The sequence below is a fragment of the Stenotrophomonas sp. CFBP 13718 genome (genome assembly GCF_014842145.1).
GTDB lineage: Bacteria > Pseudomonadota > Gammaproteobacteria > Xanthomonadales > Xanthomonadaceae > Stenotrophomonas.
In genome coordinates this window covers 41613-59855 of sequence record NZ_JACYVC010000009.1, presented here as the reverse complement: position 1 = coordinate 59855, position 18243 = coordinate 41613, and the positions used below count along the sequence as shown (strand labels likewise).

Genomic DNA, 18243 nt, shown 5'->3' with positions numbered 1-18243 from the left:
CCGGAGCAGCCCAGTGCACCCTTGCCGGCCTGCAGGTTTCGACCATGGTCTAAGGGGTACGGTGTCGCGGCTGGGGACGGATGGGGCAAACTGGGTGTCAACGGTTGCCGCGCATGCTGCAACTGCACATAAAAGTCCACGTGCAAGTGAGGGTGCCATGGTTGATCTTTATCCCGTCGATCCGCAGTTCGCCGAAAAGTCGCGGATCAACAAGACCACTTACCAGCAGCAGTACCAGACGTCGGTCGATGACCCCGACGCGTTCTGGGGCGCGGCCGCGCAGCGCCTGGACTGGTTCAAGCAGCCGACGATCATCAAGAACGTCAGCTACGACCTCGCCGACTTCCACATCAAGTGGTTCGAGGATGGCGAGCTCAACGCCAGCGTGAACTGCCTGGACCGCCAGCTCGCTACGCGCGGTGACAAGACCGCGTTGCTGTTCGAGCCCGACAGCCCGGATGCGCCGGCGCAGCACGTCACCTACCGCGAGCTGTACGAGCGCGCCTGCCGCCTTGGCAATGCGCTGCGCAACCTCGGCGTCAAGAAAGGCGACCGCGTCACCATCTACCTGCCGATGATCGTCGATGCGGCCGTCGCGATGCTGGCCTGCGCGCGCATCGGTGCCATCCACTCGGTGGTATTTGGTGGGTTCGCGCCCAATTCCATTGCCGATCGCGTGAGCGACTGTGCCAGCAAGTTGATCATCACCGCCGACGAGGGCCTGCGCGGTGGCAAGAAGATTCCGCTGAAGGCGAACGTCGATGCCGCCCTGAAGCTGCCCGGCACCAACACCGTGGAAACCGTGCTGGTGGTACGCCACACCGGCGGCGCGGTGGACATGCAGGCGCCGCGCGACCGCTGGTTCCATGATGTGGTGGACAGCCAGCCCGCCGAGTGCGAGCCGGAACGCATGAACGCCGAAGATCCGTTGTTCATCCTCTACACGTCCGGCTCTACCGGCAAGCCGAAGGGCGTGCTGCATACCACCGGCGGCTACCTGCTGTATGCGGCCTACACGCACGAGGCGGTGTTCGATCTGCGCGAGGACGATATCTACTGGTGCACCGCCGATGTCGGCTGGGTCACCGGCCACAGCTACATCGTCTACGGGCCACTGGCCAACGGCGCGACGTCGCTGATGTTCGAAGGCGTGCCGAACTTCCCCAGCACCTCGCGTTTCTGGGAAGTGATCGACAAGCACAAGGTGAGCATCTTCTACACCGCGCCCACCGCCATCCGCGCCTTGATGCGCGAGGGCGAAGAGCCGGTCAAGAAGACCTCGCGCAGCTCGCTGCGGCTGCTTGGCAGCGTCGGCGAGCCGATCAACCCGGAAGCCTGGCGCTGGTACTACGAGGTGGTGGGCGACAGCCGCTGCCCGATCGTCGATACGTGGTGGCAGACCGAAACCGGTGGCATCCTGATTTCCCCCCTGCCGGGCGCAGTGGACCTCAAGCCCGGTTCGGCCACGGTACCGTTCTTCGGCATCCAACCGGCGCTGGTCAATGCCGATGGCGAGATCAAGGACGGCGCCACCGAGGGCAACCTGATCATCCGTGATTCGTGGCCGGGCCAGATGCGTACGGTCTACGGCGACGACCAGCGCTTCATCGACACCTACTTCCGCACCTATCCGGGCGCCTACTTCACCGGTGACGGCTGTCGCCGCGATGAGGATGGGTATTACTGGATCACCGGGCGGGTGGACGATGTCATCAACGTCTCCGGCCATCGTATCGGCACGGCCGAGGTGGAAAGTGCACTGGTATCCCATCCGAAGGTGGCCGAAGCCGCAGTCGTCGGCTTCCCGCATGACGTCAAGGGCCAAGGCATCTATGCCTATGTCACCCTGATCGCCGACGAGGCCCCCAGCGACGAACTGCATAAGGAGCTGGTGGCATGGGTACGCAAGGAGATTGGCCCGATCGCCACGCCTGACCACCTGCAGTGGGCGCCGGGACTGCCGAAGACACGCTCGGGCAAGATCATGCGCCGCATCCTGCGCAAGATCGCGGAGAATGCGCCGGACCAGCTCGGCGACACGTCCACCCTGGCCGATCCATCCGTGGTGGCCTCGCTGGTCGACGAACGCAAAGTGAAGTAACGGCCAGCGGGGGGCAGCTCGGTTTCGCTGCACGATACGGATCTGCCCCCTTCCGCCCTCCTGTTTTCCCTAAGCTGACGCCATGACCACCCTTTTGATTGCCGATGACCATCCGCTGTTCCGCGAAGCACTGCGCGGCGCCGTGCAGCGTGTCATTCCCGGCGTACAACTGTTCGAGGCCGACAGCGTGGAAGCACTGTATGCCTTGGCCGACCAGCACAACGATGCCGACCTGGTCCTGATGGATCTCAACATGCCCGGCGCTCAGGGTTTCAATGCGCTGGTGCATATGCGGTCGCTGCACCCGCACCTGCCCGTGGTGGTGGTGTCGGCACGCGAGGAACCGACCGTGATGCGGCGCGCACTGGACCACGGCGCATTTGGTTTCATTCCAAAATCCGCAGATTCGGACACCATCGGCCATGCGCTGGGGATGATCCTGGACGGCGAGACCTGGGCGCCGCCGGAAGCGCATAACGTGCCGCCCACCGGACGCGAAGAGCGCGAAGTCGGCCAGCGCCTGCGCGAGCTGACCCCGCAGCAGTTCCGCGTGCTGCAGATGTTGGGTGCCGGACGGCTGAACAAGCAGATCGCGTATGACCTCACGGTCTCCGAAGCCACGATCAAGGCCCACGTCACCGCCATCCTGCGCAAGCTGGGCGTCACCAACCGGACCCAAGCGGTGTTGATGGCAGGCAAGCTGGCCATCGATGACCAGCAGATCGTGTTGCCGCCGGAAGAAGAGTGAGCGGTTGAGGAGCGGCCGCTGCGCTCGCCGAGCATGGCTCGGCGCTACCGTGATGCCGCGTCCCGCTGCGCAATATAGCCGCAGCTATGAAACCCAGCTTTACCTGCGCAATCACGCGCTGACGCCTCCTGCTGCAGCGCCGGTGCTAAGCTTCGCGTCCCCTTGGGGAGTAGCCGGTTTCCTGCTGCAGGAAACGCCCGTATCAACATGCTCGGCCAATGCGCCGTGGTGCGGGCAACCATCATGGTTGGCGAGACCAGCGGTCCGCGTGCGCAACGACAGGTTGGGCGCGAGCGCGGGCCGTGCGTCCGTCTTCGCCTGACCTGTCGTGAACCTCATGTCCCCTCTTTCGATCCTCCTGATCGGCTTCGCCATGTCCACCGATGCCTTCGCTGCCGCCATCGGCAAGGGCGCCGCCATGCGCAAACCGGTGTTCCGCGATGCACTGCGTGCGGGCCTGATCTTTGGCGTCATCGAAGCCATCACCCCGGTGATCGGCTGGCTGATCGGCCGCGTCGCGCTGGACTACGTGGAGGCCTATGACCACTGGATCGCGTTCGGCCTGCTGTCTGCGCTCGGTCTGCACATGGTCGTGGCCGGCCTGCGGCCCGAAGACGAGTCCGAAGACGAAGATCCCTCGCGCCACCAAGGGTTCTGGCATCTGGCCGTGACCGGTTTTGCCACCAGCATCGACGCGATGGCGGTCGGCATCGGGCTTGCCTTCATGGATGTGCATATCGGTGTCATGGCGCTGGTCATCGGCCTGTGCACGCTGACCATGGTCACTGCGGGCATCATGCTCGGCCGGGTGCTGGGCAGCCTGATCGGCAAGCGTGCGGAAATCATCGGCGGCGTGATCCTGATGATCATCGGCAGCACGATTCTGTACGAGCACCTGAGCGGGGCGGCATGAAGCAGCCGTCGGTACGGCGTCGCCTCACTCCCACCATCCCCGGGGTCGGTCGCGGTTGGTGCAGCGCCGGCGGACAGTGACCGGCGGCTCGGCGGAGGGCTGGTAACAGTCGGCCAGGGTCCGGTGGTGCGGGGTGTCAGCTGCTTCAACGCCGCCCGATCCGACAGCGTGCGGATCCAGGTCGGCCGGCACGGCCGCGCCTGCTCCACGCAACGTGCCACTGAGGTACACACAGCGGTCGTCTTTGAACAACGGCACCGGCGATACGTGATGCTCCAGGAAGGCCTTCATCGTGTCATATGAGATACGGTCGACCGCCGCAATGTAGTACCGGCCGTGCTCCGGCTGCAGCACCAGCAGCGGTCCGTGTCCGATGCACTCGGCACGACAGAAGTCGGCGATGCGTTCAAGCGCCTCGTCATCACAGTGCAGAGCGCGCTCGGCGCAGTAGGCGCGGAAGTGAGCCGTCATCTGCGCTGCCAGGACCTCAATGCACGTGTAGACATGCCGCAACCGCTTGTCGTCGGAGGCGGTGATGCGCTCGCGCTGCAACCATGCGCGCATCTTCGGGTAGCGGTTCAGCGTCTGCCACTGATGCTGCTGGCTGGCCTCGATGGTCGCCTGGTCCAGTGAGAACTGATGGGATATCACGCCCATCGCCGCCCCCACCACGGCATCGCCCAACAACTGGGCGCTGCCTTGGCACATCCATGACATGCCGGCACCCAGCGCACCCCCGACGGCGGCCGCCAGCACCGGCGCTGCAGGTGATTGGACCGGCAGGTTGAGCACCACGTGCAGTGCGCTCCCCAGCGCGCAACCGGCGTCGCGGACGCGCACCAGCGCGACAGACGGGACAGCGTGGGAAACAGGAGGAACAGTCAGCATGAAGCATCACCTGCGGGGAGGGGATGCTCTGGATACCGTGCCGGCACAGCGCCCGCCACCAGCCAGCGCGCATCGCGTCGAACGGCAGGGGACGTCAGTCGCGCGGCGTCGCGTAGGCGGCCAGGAAGGCGCGCAGCGACGCAGGTTTGATCGGCTTGGTCAGCAGGCGATAACCCCGATCACGCGCCATCCGCTTCAGCTCATCGCGTCCATCGGCCGTCAGCAGCGCACCAGGCAGGTCACTGCCGGCGGCCTCGCGCAGTGCCACCAGCGTATCCAGCCCGTCCAAGCGGTCATGCAGGTGGTAATCCACCAGCATCACGTCCGGACGCTCGGCCACCTTCTGCAGCGCCTGGTCCACCGTGCTCGCCGTGATCACCTGCACCTGCCACCGTCCCAGCAGCGCGCGCATGCCGTCGAGGATCTCTTCGTCGTTGTCCACGCACAGCACGCGCATGCCCGCCAGCGAGTCGGCACGCACGGCCGGGATCGCCGCGGCCGCAGCGTCCAGCTCGCCCATCCCGTGCGTCGCGGCCACACGGGGCAGGGTGATGGAGAACATCGAGCCGCTGCCCACGCGGCTGCGCGCATTCAAGCGATGGTCCAGCAGGCGGGAGATGCGCTGGCAGATCGACAGCCCCAGCCCAAGCCCCTGTTCACCCCAGTCGAACGGCTGCTGGTAGCGATGGAACTCATCGAAGATCTGCTGCATGTGATGTTCAGGGATGCCTGGGCCTGTATCCCACACCTGCAGCTCGATCTCGTCGCCGCGGTGGCGCACCGCCAACACGATCCTGCCCTTGCGGGTGTAGCGCAGCGCGTTGGCGAGGAAGTTCTGCATGACCCGGCGCAGCAGGCGACGATCACTGCGCACCCAGGCCGGCCGCGCGAACAGGTCCAGGCGCAGGCCCCTCCCTGCAGCGACCGGAGAATACTGGGCAGCCAACTCACGCATCAAGGCACTGGCGTCGAAGTCGCTGATCACCGGATGCAGCCCACCGGCATCCAGCCGCGACACATCCAGCAGCCCGTCCAGCAGTTCCTCCGCCGCGCGCAGCGATGCATCCACGCGCTCGGCCAGATGACGCTGTTCTTCGTTGTTGTGGTGGCTCTCGCGCAGCGCCGACGCAAACAGCCGGGCCGCATTCAGCGGCTGCAACACGTCGTGGCTGATCGCTGCCAGGAAGCGCGTCTTCGACTGCTGCGCTGCTTCTGCGGCGTTGGATCGCTCCGCGACACGCTGCTCCAGCGTCTCGTTGGCCTCCAACAGCGCTTTTTCCGCGTGCTTGTAATCGGTGATGTCGTTGTAGCTGGTGACATAGCCGCCGCCGGGCAAGGCCTGGCCCCGCATCTCGATCACCTTGCCGTCGCTGCGGGTACGTTCGAACACGTGAGGTGAACCGGCCCGCATGTAGCGGATGCGGCGACTGATCTGCTGCTCGATATCGCCCTCGCCCAGCTCTCCACGTTCGGCGTTGTACCGGATCAGGTCAGCGACCGGACGACCCACATACAGCATGCCATCGGGGTAGCCGAACATATCCTGATAACGCCGGTTCCACGCGGTCAGGCGCATGTCCGGGTCGACCACGCTGACCCCGGCGCTGATGTTCTCCAGCGTGGTGGACAGGATCTCCCGATTGAAGCGGAGCTCCTGGCCGGCTTCATCCAGCACCGCCACGACTTCGCCCAGGTCCATGCCGGAGCCACGCAGCAGGCTGGTCAGCAACAGGCGTGCGGAGGCCGCGCCGATGGAGGCGGCCAGCAGGCGTTCGGTAAACTGCACCCACGGTCGATCGGCAGGCACCTGGGTCTGCAGCTCGCGGCCCAGCGACTGCGCCTGCTCGAAGAAGGATCGCCGCGCATGGCGCTCGCCCACCACGCGCGATGCCAGCGCCAGCAGATCGCCCACATGTACGTGACCCGGCCATCCGCTGGCCACCGAGGGGCGCTGCGCGTAAGGATCCAGAAAGGGCGCCGCACGCAGGCGCTCATCCACGCTCGGCCGCCAACGCGCCGATACCAGCATCATCGTGCCCGCGTTGACCAGCAGCGACCAGAACGTGCCGTGGGTCAGGGGATCCCACCCGTTCATGCCGAACAACTGCTGCGGACGCAGCCACGCCACCCCGAAAGGACCTTCCGCCAGCCAGCCGGTATCCAGCCATCCCGCTTGGGTCAGTGCAGGCAGCAGCAGGGTGTAGACCCATGTGGCGAAGCCGAGCACGATGCCGGTCTCGACGCCCCGGCGGCTGGCGCCGCGCCAGTACAAGCCACCGATCAGCCCCGGCGCGAACTGGGCGACAGCGGCGAACGCCATCAGACCGTAGGAGGCCAGGGAATTGTCGTTACCGCTGCTGCGGTAGTAGCTGTACGCGATCAGCGCCAGCAGCAGGATGGCGAGGCGGCGTATCCACAGGACCCGCGAGGCGACGTCGGCCGCTTCACCGGTATCGCCACTGCGCCGCAGTAGTACCGGCATCACCAGATCGTTGCTGATCATCGTCGCCAGCGCGATCGAGGACACGATGACCATGCCGGTGGCCGCCGAAAAGCCGCCGATGTACGCGATCAACGCCAGGACGTTGCGCCCTTCGTGCAGCGGTAGTGCCAGCACCATCGCATCGTCGGCTACCGAGCCGCCGGTGCCGAACAGGGTCACGCCCGCAGTGGCGATGGGAATCACCATGGCCGAGATCACCACCAGGTAGCCACCGAACATCCAGCGCGCGCGACGCACGTCGCGTACATCGCCGCACTCCACCACGGCCACGTGGAACTGGCGTGGCAGACAGACGATGGCCAGGAAACTGAGCAGGGTCTGCGAGATGAAGCCAACCGGCGGCAGCGAGGTGAACAGGGTGTGCGCCGACTCGACCACCGCGTTGGTGCGTTCGCTCAGCCATACATAGGCGAAGATGCCGAGCGCCACCATCGCCAGCAGCTTGATCACCGATTCCAGCGCGATGGCCAGCATCATGCCGTGGTGATGTTCGGTGGCGTCCACCTGGCGCGTGCCGAACAGGGTGGCGAACAGGGCCATCAACAGGGCCACGTAAAGCGCGGGGTCACTGAAGTAGCCCGTCGGCCCGCTGTCGCCGGTAAGCACCTGCAGGCTCATCGCCACGGCTTTGTACTGCAGCGCCAGGTAAGGGACCACGCCGATCAGCGCGATGATCGCGACCAAGGCGGCCAGACGGCGCGAGCGACCGAACCGCGACGAGATGAAGTCGGCGATGGAGACGACGTTCTGGCTGCGCGCCACCAGCGCCAGGCGCTCGATGATGCGCCAGCCGAACAGCATCATCAGCAACGGACCGATGTAGATCGACAGATAGCCAAAGCCGCTTCGGACCGCGGTCCCTACCGCGCCATAGAAGGTCCACGACGAGCAGTACACCGCCAGCGCCAGGCTGTACACCACCGGCCGCAGCCACGGGCGGTCCGGGTACAGCGGGCGTCGGTCACCCCACCACGCCACGCCGAACAGCAGCGCAGCATAGGCAACCGAGACCAGCAGCAGGATCCAGCTCGACACCAGGGGCTCGTCGTCCAGCGGAGAAGTGCCGCCCAGTGTAGAGCGTTACGCGGCCATCGTCCGATGGACAGCGGCGCGCTCGAGGATCGCCGTGGTACAGGGCATCACGGCCATCACCCGCTCACCCCTCGGCCGGCACGCCCATTTCCTGCAGCAGCGCCGGTGCCGGGTAGACCTTGGCCAGCAGCCAGCGCAGGTAGCGCATGTCCACGTGCACGGCGCGCTTGTAGCGCGGGTCGAACCACCAGCTGGCGCTGACCGACTCCCAGTTGCTGTCGAAGTTGAGCCCGATCAGCTCACCCTTGGCATTGAGCACCGGTGAGCCGGAATTGCCGCCGGTGGTATCCAGGTTGGTCAGGAAGTTGACCGTCTGCGTGCCCAGCGCCGGATCGGCAGTGCCAGCGAAATCTCCCTTGGCGATGGCGGCCAGCAGCGGCTTGGGTGCATCGAACGGATACGTATTGGTGTTCTTTTCCACGATCCCGGCCACGGTGGTCACCGGATCGAAATGCACACCGTCGCGGGGGCTCAGCGATTCCACCTTGCCATAGCTGATGCGCAGCGTGCGGTTGGCATCGGGATACACCGCCCTGCCCTGTTTCGCCCGCCATGCGAACAAGGCCTGCATGTAGGCCGGGCGCAGGCGCAACTGCTCACCTTCGCGCGCCTTGTTCTGGTCTTCCAGCCGCAGCTGCGCGGTCACCAGCGGTACGGCCAGCGCGAGCAGCGGATCTGCCGCCAGTGGCTTGCCCTCGCGCGCGGCGGCAAAGCGCGACAAACGCTCGCCCTCCTCACCCAGTGCCGTGCGCGCGTATACCGCTTCAAGCGCCTTGGCCAATGCCTCTGGCGTGCGCCCGAAGGCAGCGTCGAATTCCGGTACGCGCTGTGCATCGGGCATCTGCTGGTAGCGACCCAGCAGATGCGCCAGCAGCGCCTTTTCCACGCCCGGCACGTAGCGGCGCTGGACCTGCTTGAGCACCCCTTCGATCAACGCCTGGTCGCGCTGTTGGTAGCCGGTCTCGCGCAGTGCGTCGGGCTTGGCCGATTCGATCCGCAGACGTTCCAGCAGCAACGCCGAGCGCAACAGTTGACTCTGCGCGGTCAGTTGATCGAGCAGCAGGTTGCGCTCACCGACCGCCGCGCCCTGCGACAGCGTGGTCAGCAGGGCGCGGATGTCGGTGTTGTACTTCGTATCGGTACTGGCCAGCATCGCCTGCTCATCGGCAGCACGCTGCGCCTTGGCATCGCTGCGCAGCAGGCCTTCCAGTTCACCCGCTGCCCGCTTGCGGTTGTTCTTCAGCGACTGCAACTGTGCCGCATAGCGCGTACGCGCCTGAGCATCGTCCGCGGTGGCCGCCTCGATGGTGTCGATCATCTGCTGGAACAGCGCGACGCGGCGCGGCAGCACGCTGTCGATCTGGCTGGCGAACTCCGCCGCCGTGCGGTGCCGGTAGGTGATGCCCGGATAACCGGCCAGCATGGCGAAATCACCGGCCTTGGGGCCATCTACCGACATCGTCAGATGAGCCGGGGGCTGATAGGGCACGTTGTCCGGGCTGTAAGGCGCCGGCTTGCCGTCCTTGCCGACATAGGCGCGCAGCAGCGTGAAATCACCCGTATGCCGCGGCCACATGAAGTTGTCGATTTCATCGCCGTAGTTGCCGATGGCGCGCGGCGGCGCGTAGACCAGGCGCACGTCGCTGAGTTCCAGCTGCGAGATCCGGTAGAAATCAGTGCCGTAGTACATGTCCGCCACCGAGCAGCGCACGCTGCCCGCGCGCTCGCAGTCGGCCACGATCTGCTTGCTCGCTGCATCCACCGCATCGAAGTAGGCACGGCCGGTCTTGCCCTTCGCCTGGGCCAGCACCTGGTCGGTGACCTTGTCGAAGCCCACGGTGACCAGCACCCGGAAATCCGGGTTCGACGGCCGTTCGTCCGTACGTCCCTTGGCAATGAACCCTTCGCCGATCAGGTCGTGGTCCGGTGTGCTGTTGTACTGGATCACGCCCATCGCCACGTGGTGGTTGGTCAGCAGCAGGCCGTCGGGGGATACGAAGGAACCGGTGCCGCCACCTGCACGCACCACCGCGCTGAGCGGTGGTGCGGTGACGTTGGCCAGGTCCTGCGGGTCACCCTTGAACCCTGCCGCTTTCAGTGGCTTGGACAGCGTCGGCAGCTGCGTCGGCATCCACATTCCTTCGTCGGCGTGGGCTGCCGCGGCCAGGCTCAGGCCAAGCGCCAGAGAGGCAGGGAGGGATTTCCGAATGGGCATGGCAACGTCCGGTGATGCGGGTCAGCGCACGACCTTAGCGTGCGCGGCTTAACCGGGCAACGTCTCACGGGTCATGCGGTGGGTCCTCGTCCTGCACACCGCCGATGATCACCGTACGTGTTCCCTCTATCTCTTCCACCCGGATGCAGAAGTAATCTCCCTGCCAGTGCACCACGCTCGCCAGCTCGTAGTCGAGGGTGCCATCCTGATACTCACGCAGGCGGACGGTCTGGGCTGCCGGTGCAAGCGTCCAGCGGTCTCCCCCCTGCTCGACCAGCAGCGGCGTCCCGTCGGTGACGCCTGGTAGCTGCTCCATGCCGTCCGGCCGCAACTCGATCACATCGAACATCGCTGCGGTAAGCTTCGTACGGTTGTCCTCCCATTTCGATGCGGCATCCGCATCGAGGTCGGCCGGCACGTCGATTTCATGGAGAGAATGTGGCGTCATGGCAACGGCCTGATCAGAAGGGGCACGCGGTCGCGTGGTGTGCACAATCGGTTCTATGTTCATGGAAAGTCCTTTGATTGGATAGGGTCACGCTGCGTGGAACCAGGTCGGCGGGCGTGTGTGTTCAGGTATTTCGCCGTTAGTGGTGCGATCACCTGAAGCGACTTTGATATCGACGTTGGGAAGCATGCGCGCGGCCTCGCGCAGCAGCCGCTGGCAGTTGCGGTCACACGGCGGCATATCGCTGAATGCGATGATGCTGCCGCGCACGGTGGTATCAAGTCCGCCATTGCGCATGGCATTGATCATCTGCGCCAACTCCTGCAATGCCTGCACTTCGGTACAGCGCGTCGCACGGGTGCGGTAGTAGGCGTCGCCAAGCTTCAGCGTGTTCACCGTCGCCGGATCGAAGCCCTCTTTGATCAGTTGCCGGCGCAGCTGCGCCAGGCTCTCTGCCTGGGCGACGGCCGACATCGGCGCGGCGCGGCCGAGGATCGGATCCTCCCCAAAACGATGCAGCGTTACACCGTTCCTGTCATACCGCTGGCCGGTGGTCGGTTTGACGTAGTCCCGCCCGAAGGGAAACTCATCCCTGCGCACGCCATCGAATGCCGCGTCGCGCGCCATGTAGTCGCTGTCTCGCGGCAGGCCCTGCCGGGGTTCCGGACCGACGCCGCGATACGTGGCGGGCACCACCACCTTCAGCGCCTTGACCTCAGTGGCGGCGAAGCCGAAAACACCGGACAGGGTTCCGTGGGAGACGTAGGCCTTCTCATAGGCGATGGGCTTCCCACCGACCCGGATGTCCACCTTGAAGGTCATGATGTTGGAGCGCTTCAGCGCGGCCTCCCGTGCCTCGGCCAGACCGAGATCGCCGAGCTTGCCCGACCCGGCGATCACCGTGCTCACTTCTCGCTTGGCGGCACTACGTAGGGCCGTCGCACGGTCACGCAGCGTATCCCACTGCGCGCTTATCGCTTTATTCGGCTTGCTCGCGCTCACCACACAGGGGCTGCGCTTGCTGATCCGCCCCGAACCACAGGCATCGGCGCCTCCCGCTACCGGACTGTGAGATCGCCCGGAGGGCGCGTGCTGCAACGGGGTGCGCGCCAGCTCGGCAATGACCGTGTCACGCAGCGTTTCGGCGGTATGCAGCCGGCTTCGCCGGTCGGCACCGCTGAGCGCGTGGATCGCATCCTGCCAGGTCAGCCAGCTGCGCCCGTCGCCGCCGTCCAGGGTCACGCCATCCACATCGAAGGTCAGCGCGCGCTGCAGGAACGGGGTCTCGATATGCAGCTGTGGGCGCGCATCCGCCGTCGCGCCGGCACGCAGCACATGCCCTCTGAACGCTGCGGCCAGGCTCGGCAACAGCGCCTGCAGGCCCTCGCTGGTCACGATGCGTCCCCTTACGACCTCACGGCGCGCGTCACGTTGCCGGGTCTCCGCGCGCACGTCGTCGGCCCGATCCTGCAGCGCATCGACAGCCGGTCGCGACGGCATCTCGTCGCCATAAACCGGATACCGCTGCAGCAGCACCCGGGCCTCCAGGTCGTCCATGCCGGTCTGCTGGGTCAGCTGGGAGACCGCCTGCGGGGTCGGTTCGTACTGGCGCAGTGCGCGCTCCCACTGCGCACCGACGGCGTCGCGCTGCGCCGCCACCGTCGCCGCCAGACGCTGGCGCAATGCCCGCTGCAGCTGTGCCGGTGTGGCCTGTGCATCCAGTCCCAGTACAGGCCGCAGATTCTGCGGTCCAGCCGCTTCGATCAACGCCGCCAACGAAGGCAGTTCGTCATCGACATCGACATCGAAGGCCATCATCGCATCGGCGCCACGGCCGACCCGGATCACGTCCTGGCCACGATTCCGCACGTTCAGATCGATACGATGGCCCCCGCTCAACTGCGCGTCGGCAACGAAGGCGCACAGCAGCGCCAGGCGGCCATGCGTTGCATCGTCGATCGCCACCTCACCCCTGGCCACCCTGTCCAGAAATGCCTGGCGCGCGGCGACGCGCAGATCGTGTCGCAGCGCCGGGTCCAGCCCGCTGCCCCGGTAAGCACCGTGCACGGCAGCCAGGTCATCGAGCTGCCTGTCAGGGATCCAGCGGCCGCCCGGCGCGTCATCGCGCAGGTCCGCGCGGGGTCCCACCGCGGAACGCCGGCCGCCTGCGGCCAAGCCACCTGCAGGTCGATGCACGATCACCCAGCGCCCTGCCTGGCGGGCCAGCGGCAGCTGCGGCTGGATCTGGCCATCAGGTGCCTTGATATAGCGTCCACCATCCAGCTCGGGTCGCGTTTCCGATTCGTACCAGCGGCCGCCTATGCGTACGAACTGCCGCTGGTCGACGTCGTACACGCCGGTTCCCTGCGTGGACATGCGCTCCAGCTGCGCGTCGGTGAGGTCGCTGGAAAAGAACGTCACGGATGTGTCGTCCAGCACCCTGCCGACTTCGATCCTCCAGCGCTGCGTGGCGGGAACCCACACCACGCGACCGCCGGAAGGCTCACCCAGGATCGGGTCGACAATCGCCACCGGAGCGTGCTCGATGTCCGCTGTCGACGGCGCCACCCGCACCCTGCCGCCGTCAGTGTCCCGGAAGGATGCCGATCCTGCAGCGGCTCGCAGGAGGCTGCCGCGTGTGCCATGCGGCAGCCGCGGATCATGCAGCACCCTGCCGGGACGCGCTGGACCCGGCGGCCCGTGACCCGCGACATCGATGATGTCCATCAGCGCAGCGGCCCACGCACCCGTGCGCTGTGCCGAGGTCATGGCAGGGTTGTTGACCACGCGTCCGGCGCTGATGCCGGCCCGCACCATCGCACTGAGCAGCTGCAGGCGCGCTGGCAGAAAATTCTCGGCCACCTCGAAGGCCGCCATGGCACACGTCCAGGCATCCTTCAACCGCTGTTCGCCGGTGGAGGTACTGAGGGCATCGGCTTCCACCTGCAGGTGTTTCCATGCACGGGTGTAGTGCGCTTGGACCGGATCGTCCCCTTCGTCCTTGGATACGCGGCCCTCCACGCGCGACAGGTGTCCGCTTTCAAGCGCGCCACGCAGCACCGGGCTCCGCAGTCGTCCGCGCAGCAGCGTGTTGACGCCCGGGTCCGCCAGCCACGTCCGCAGCGCCCGTTGATCGGTGAACACCAGAAACGGATCCGGCAGCAGGCCCGGCACATAGATCTCGGCGGTACGGTCCGCCGATAACGCAAGCGTGCCGGCGACAACCTCCTGCTCGCCCGGCAGCGCGACCGAGTCAGCGAAGGACCCGTAGCTGGCGCCCAGGCCTGATGCGGCCCGGCGAAGCTGCAGGCCGCCCACCGACAACGGTGAGCTGCGTCCGTCGTGGTCGACAACGCGTCGGTCCGGATCAGCCAGCCATTGCGCGAACAGCCGCGGCGGCGCACCACGGCCTGAAACACGCTGCAGCGCCAGATCAAGCCGCAGCCGCGCCGGCAGGGCGTGGCGGAACGCCTGCAGCCGCGCACGCCCGGTGCCGCCCGGATGCGCGGGATCGAACTGCTCCTGCAGATGGGCCTGATAGGCGCTGGCCACGTCGACGCGCCGGACCAGCGTACGCACCGTCGTTGCATCCAGGCCGGGGATCGCCGTACCGTCGCTGCGACTCACCCGTGCGGCGGCACGGTAATCGATGTCGAACAACGCGACGTTGCGGATGGACAGTTCGGTAAGGCTGAGATCCATCTCACTGACGGTGGCCAGGCCGGCCCCTTCGCGCCGTATGAACGCCGCGTCGATCTCGGCGTCGGGCAGTTGGCCGTTGTCCGGGGACAACGTGGATACGGTCCAGCGCACGCGGATGTCATCGGGATCCAGATCGATGCCCTGCTGCTGCAGTGCATCGCGCAGCACGCTGTTGGCATGCAGGGCGAGCTGTTGGCTGGTGCGGTATTCCAGCGGAGGCACGGCCCCGCCCAGCGCCACCTCCTGCTGCAGCGCCTGCAGGTAGCGTGGCCATGCCCGCACCACCTCCATCACCAGGCCGGGGCGCTGCAGCGGCGTCTGCAACAGGCCCAGCGTGGCCAGCTGGCTGATGATCCGGTCGGTGGGTGCCGGTCCGGCCAACGCGACGTCGAGCGTTTCACTGATCGCGGGCTGCGGCTGCATTCGATCCCGCTGATAGCGGCAGATCTGGCGATGGCCTTCAATAAGCTCGTCCACCACGGCCACAGCCAGCCCGCCCGGCTTGCGGGCAGGAAAGCCGAAGGCAACGGCCATGTCGCCACCGTCTGTGGGCTGCAGGTGGTCCAGCGGCATCTGCGCGAACAGCGTTTTCAGCCCATGCCCGCTGAGGTGCTGCAGGATCTGCGGCAGATGTGCGGGCTCGCATTCGATGATGCCCTCGGTGGGCAACATCAACAGGACCGGCTGGCCGCTCTGCAGCGGTGATGCGTCAGCGTCGCTGGCACTCACCACGACGGCGCCGGGAATCTGCCGGGGCGCCTGTCCGCCGATCTGCAGGGTCACCGCGAAGCGCCCCACCGCTGGCAAGGCCGCTGCCCGAACCCTGCCGCCGTCATCAAGCGCACGAATCAGCAGGTCCGCTGCTTCTTTGCTGAGCGTCTGCTGTGCCTGCCTGAGATCGTGCGTCGCGGCCATGCGGCGGGTCCACTGTGCCACCAGCCAGTCGCGTGCGCTGAGGCCACGCGCATCGAACCCGCGGTCCAACGGCTGGCGCAGCGCGTGTTCGAACGTGTTGTCTGCGCCAGCAGGAAGGGAAGCAAGCACCTGCTGCATATCGCTACGCAGCACGTGTTCGTGCAGACGCATTGCGTCAAGCGCCGCGGGTGATGCGTCCTTTGCCTGCACAGGGGCCGGCGGATACAGCGCCAGCAGGTCGCCCAGGCCCTGTTGAGGAGTGAGGCAGACGTCGCCCGCGTCCTGTGCGGCGTGGCACGCCTGGACATAGGCCGCCACGGTGGCATCGACCACCTGCGCGGACAGGCGACAGGGCGGCAGGAGGCTGTAGGTAAAGCGGGGCATGTGCGCCGCCCCGTCGCTGGCGGACGTGGCGCCGGGATGGGCTGACCAGCGCTGCAACTGCGCCTGCACGGCTGCGCTGTCGGCACACTCGGTGATCGGCTGGCCGGGCACCAGCAGCAGTGGCCCAGCCGCCTCCGACACGGTGCCCGCGGTGCCGCGCACCACCACGCGTGCACCGGGCAGCACCTGCAGATCGTCGCCTTCGTTCGCCTGCGCGATGGCGTACTGTTCCACGCCCGCGCTGGTGGCCCACGCCCTGCCCTCGTCGGGCATGGTTTCCATCAGCAGCAGGTCTTCGACGAGCCGCTCGGCCTCTCGGCTGAGGTGCTTGTCGGCGAACATCAGGCCGCGCTGGTGGTAGAGCTGGGCGCGCCACAGGTCGGCCAGCAGCTGGCCGACCGTGCGCTCATTCGCATCGAACTGCGGCGACAGCCGCATCCCGAGCTGGCGATGGTAGTGCGCCTGTTCGCGCCCTGCATCGGCATCCTGCAGGCCGGCCAGAACGGCATGGATACGGTCGCTGGCCTCACGCGCGCCCGCTTCGTGGTGGGCGCGCACCAGGCCACTCGGCGCGCGCAGCGGAGCCGCCCACGCCGCGCCGGCGAAGCCATCGCCGCCAGTGCCCTCGCCAACCGGTGCCGGCAGGGTCAGCGCCCCGGAGCGCAGCACGGGCGCGGTGCCGATCGCTTCCTCGTGCAGGCCGAAGAAACCGGCGGGCAGCGGGTGCGGGTCGGCGGCAGTGTCGGCTGTCGGCTCCCATGCCCCAACTGGCAAAACCTGCAGTTGCCGCATCGTATCGTTCTGCGGCGGGGGTGAACGCTCTGCAGGTGCGAAGACGTTGCCAATGCGCCGGATGGCAGAGGCGACCACGGACATGAGGGGCCACGGCGCGACGCGGGCGTCATGCGCTGCTGCGCTGGCCGTGCCGGGCGCCGGCACAGTGAACAAGAGCTCCGCCACACGGGGATCGACATCCGGGACGATGGGCGGCGCGGTGGCGGCGGCTTGCGGAGGTGCCGATGCCAGGAAGCGCACATGCTCGCCCAGCCACTCGGACAACTGCGTGCACAGGCCCTGCGGTGCGTCGGGCGAGCCAACCCAGGTGCCGATGACATGACGCATCGCCTGCAACGGGCGTTCGTTGGCGTGCTCCGGCTCCAGCAGGCGACGCTGATCCAGCTGACGTTGCTGGGTGTCCATCACGGTGCGAAGCACCGTGTCATCGTCGAGGCCACGGGCCAGCGCCTCGTCCAGCTGCTGCTTGATCGCCGAGTAGCCCACGATATCCTGCCGCCGTGCGTCCGACGCGCGCGGAGCAGCACCCTCACCCACAAACAGCGCGGCAAGCCGACGATGCCACTGCGCTGCCGTGCGCGCATGCTGTGCAAGTCCGAGCACGTTGCGCGCATCGCCGCCCTGCACGGCAGGTACCGGCGAGGCGCGTTCATACAGCGTCCACAGCACGGCGGCCAGCGACACCAGTGCCAGCGTTGTCGGCCGCGCAGGCGACAGCGTATCGCTTACCTCCTGCACGCTTTCATGCAGGTGCCACAGCTCGTCCGCCACGCAGTGTGGCAATGCGCGGATGATGGCATCGATCTGCTCGATTCCGCGCAGCGAAGGCAGCAGCGTATCCAGCGGCAACAGCTGCAATGCGCTGACGGCAGCGCGCCAGGAGCCCTCGGATAGGCGCGGCAGTACCGTCGTGGCCAATTGCGCCGCTACCATGGCCAAGCGCGCTTGGGATCCGTACAGCGTGCTGGCCGCAGCGCTCAATGCAGTCCACGGCACACCGCCCAGCATCGCACCGGCGACATGATGAGCAAGCGGTGGATCGAAGCCACCGTTGTCGGCGCGCTCGCGCAGCGCAGCGCGCAGGCGCTCGCGCAGAGCCGGCAGCGCGTCGGGTTGCGCGTCCTGGCAGGCACGCCGTACCACCTCGAGAAAATCCGGGTACGGAAAGCCATCGGCATTGACCGACCGCTCGTACAGCAGCGGGATGAGGTCGGCTTCAGGCGTGCCCCGCAACAGGTGTTCAAGCCACAGCAGGCCGTCGTACGGGTTCGCTGTGGCGGGGCGTACGCGAGCGGCGGGCGCCTGCTCACTGCGCGCGTTGCCGACAGCGCAGGGCAGCGCGGCATCGGCAGCAGACATCTGAAAGGGACGCGCAGGAACCGCAGCGCCTGCAGCTGACACGCGTGCAGGCAAGGAACAATCAAGGGACATCGGGTGGACCAGGGGAGGGAAGGGGGCGGATAGTCCGCGCCGCCGATCTTCACCCGGGCCGTTGCTCTAGCTGTTTCACGAATGATGCATTTCCGACTCGCGTGCGGC

Annotated in this window: 8 protein-coding genes; 3 read left to right on the top strand and 5 right to left on the bottom strand. The window is 66.8% G+C overall.

What is annotated here, in order from left to right:
• Positions 1 to 157 precede the first annotated feature (157 nt).
• The 3 genes from acs (at position 158) to IFT58_RS14195 (ending at position 3762) form a co-directional block, all read left to right on the top strand.
• Positions 158 to 2101, top strand: coding sequence for an acetate--CoA ligase (acs, locus tag IFT58_RS14205; protein ID WP_192095646.1), 1944 nt, complete (start codon positions 158 to 160; stop codon positions 2099 to 2101).
• Positions 2102 to 2183: 82 nt separating this feature from the next.
• Positions 2184 to 2849 carry a response regulator transcription factor gene (locus tag IFT58_RS14200; RefSeq protein ID WP_188325461.1) on the top strand — a complete coding sequence of 222 codons (666 nt, stop codon included), beginning with the start codon at positions 2184 to 2186 and terminating at the stop codon, positions 2847 to 2849.
• Between the two features lie 337 nt (positions 2850 to 3186).
• Positions 3187 to 3762, top strand: coding sequence for a manganese efflux pump MntP family protein (locus IFT58_RS14195; protein WP_192082755.1), 576 nt, complete (start codon positions 3187 to 3189; stop codon positions 3760 to 3762).
• Between the two features lie 24 nt (positions 3763 to 3786).
• Here the strand turns inward: IFT58_RS14195 and IFT58_RS14190 are convergent, their stop codons facing one another.
• From IFT58_RS14190 to IFT58_RS14170, 5 genes are all read right to left on the bottom strand, one after another.
• A complete protein-coding gene (locus IFT58_RS14190; protein ID WP_192082756.1) occupies positions 3787 to 4650 on the bottom strand; it encodes a hypothetical protein in 864 nt (287 codons plus the stop codon).
• 94 nt (positions 4651 to 4744) lie between these two features.
• Complete coding sequence (locus IFT58_RS14185) at positions 4745 to 8191, bottom strand: PAS domain-containing hybrid sensor histidine kinase/response regulator (RefSeq protein ID WP_192082791.1); 3447 nt, start codon at positions 8189 to 8191, stop codon at positions 4745 to 4747.
• A 118-nt stretch (positions 8192 to 8309) separates the two neighbouring features.
• Positions 8310 to 10460 carry a S46 family peptidase gene (locus IFT58_RS14180; RefSeq protein ID WP_192095644.1) on the bottom strand — a complete coding sequence of 717 codons (2151 nt, stop codon included), beginning with the start codon at positions 10458 to 10460 and terminating at the stop codon, positions 8310 to 8312.
• Between the two features lie 64 nt (positions 10461 to 10524).
• The gene (locus IFT58_RS14175; protein ID WP_192095642.1) at positions 10525 to 10908 is read right to left on the bottom strand and encodes a hypothetical protein; all 384 of its coding nucleotides are present in this window, start codon (positions 10906 to 10908) and stop codon (positions 10525 to 10527) included.
• A gap of 87 nt (positions 10909 to 10995) precedes the next feature.
• Positions 10996 to 18063, bottom strand: coding sequence for a hypothetical protein (locus IFT58_RS14170; RefSeq protein ID WP_192095640.1), 7068 nt, complete (start codon positions 18061 to 18063; stop codon positions 10996 to 10998).
• Positions 18064 to 18243: the final 180 nt, after the last annotated feature.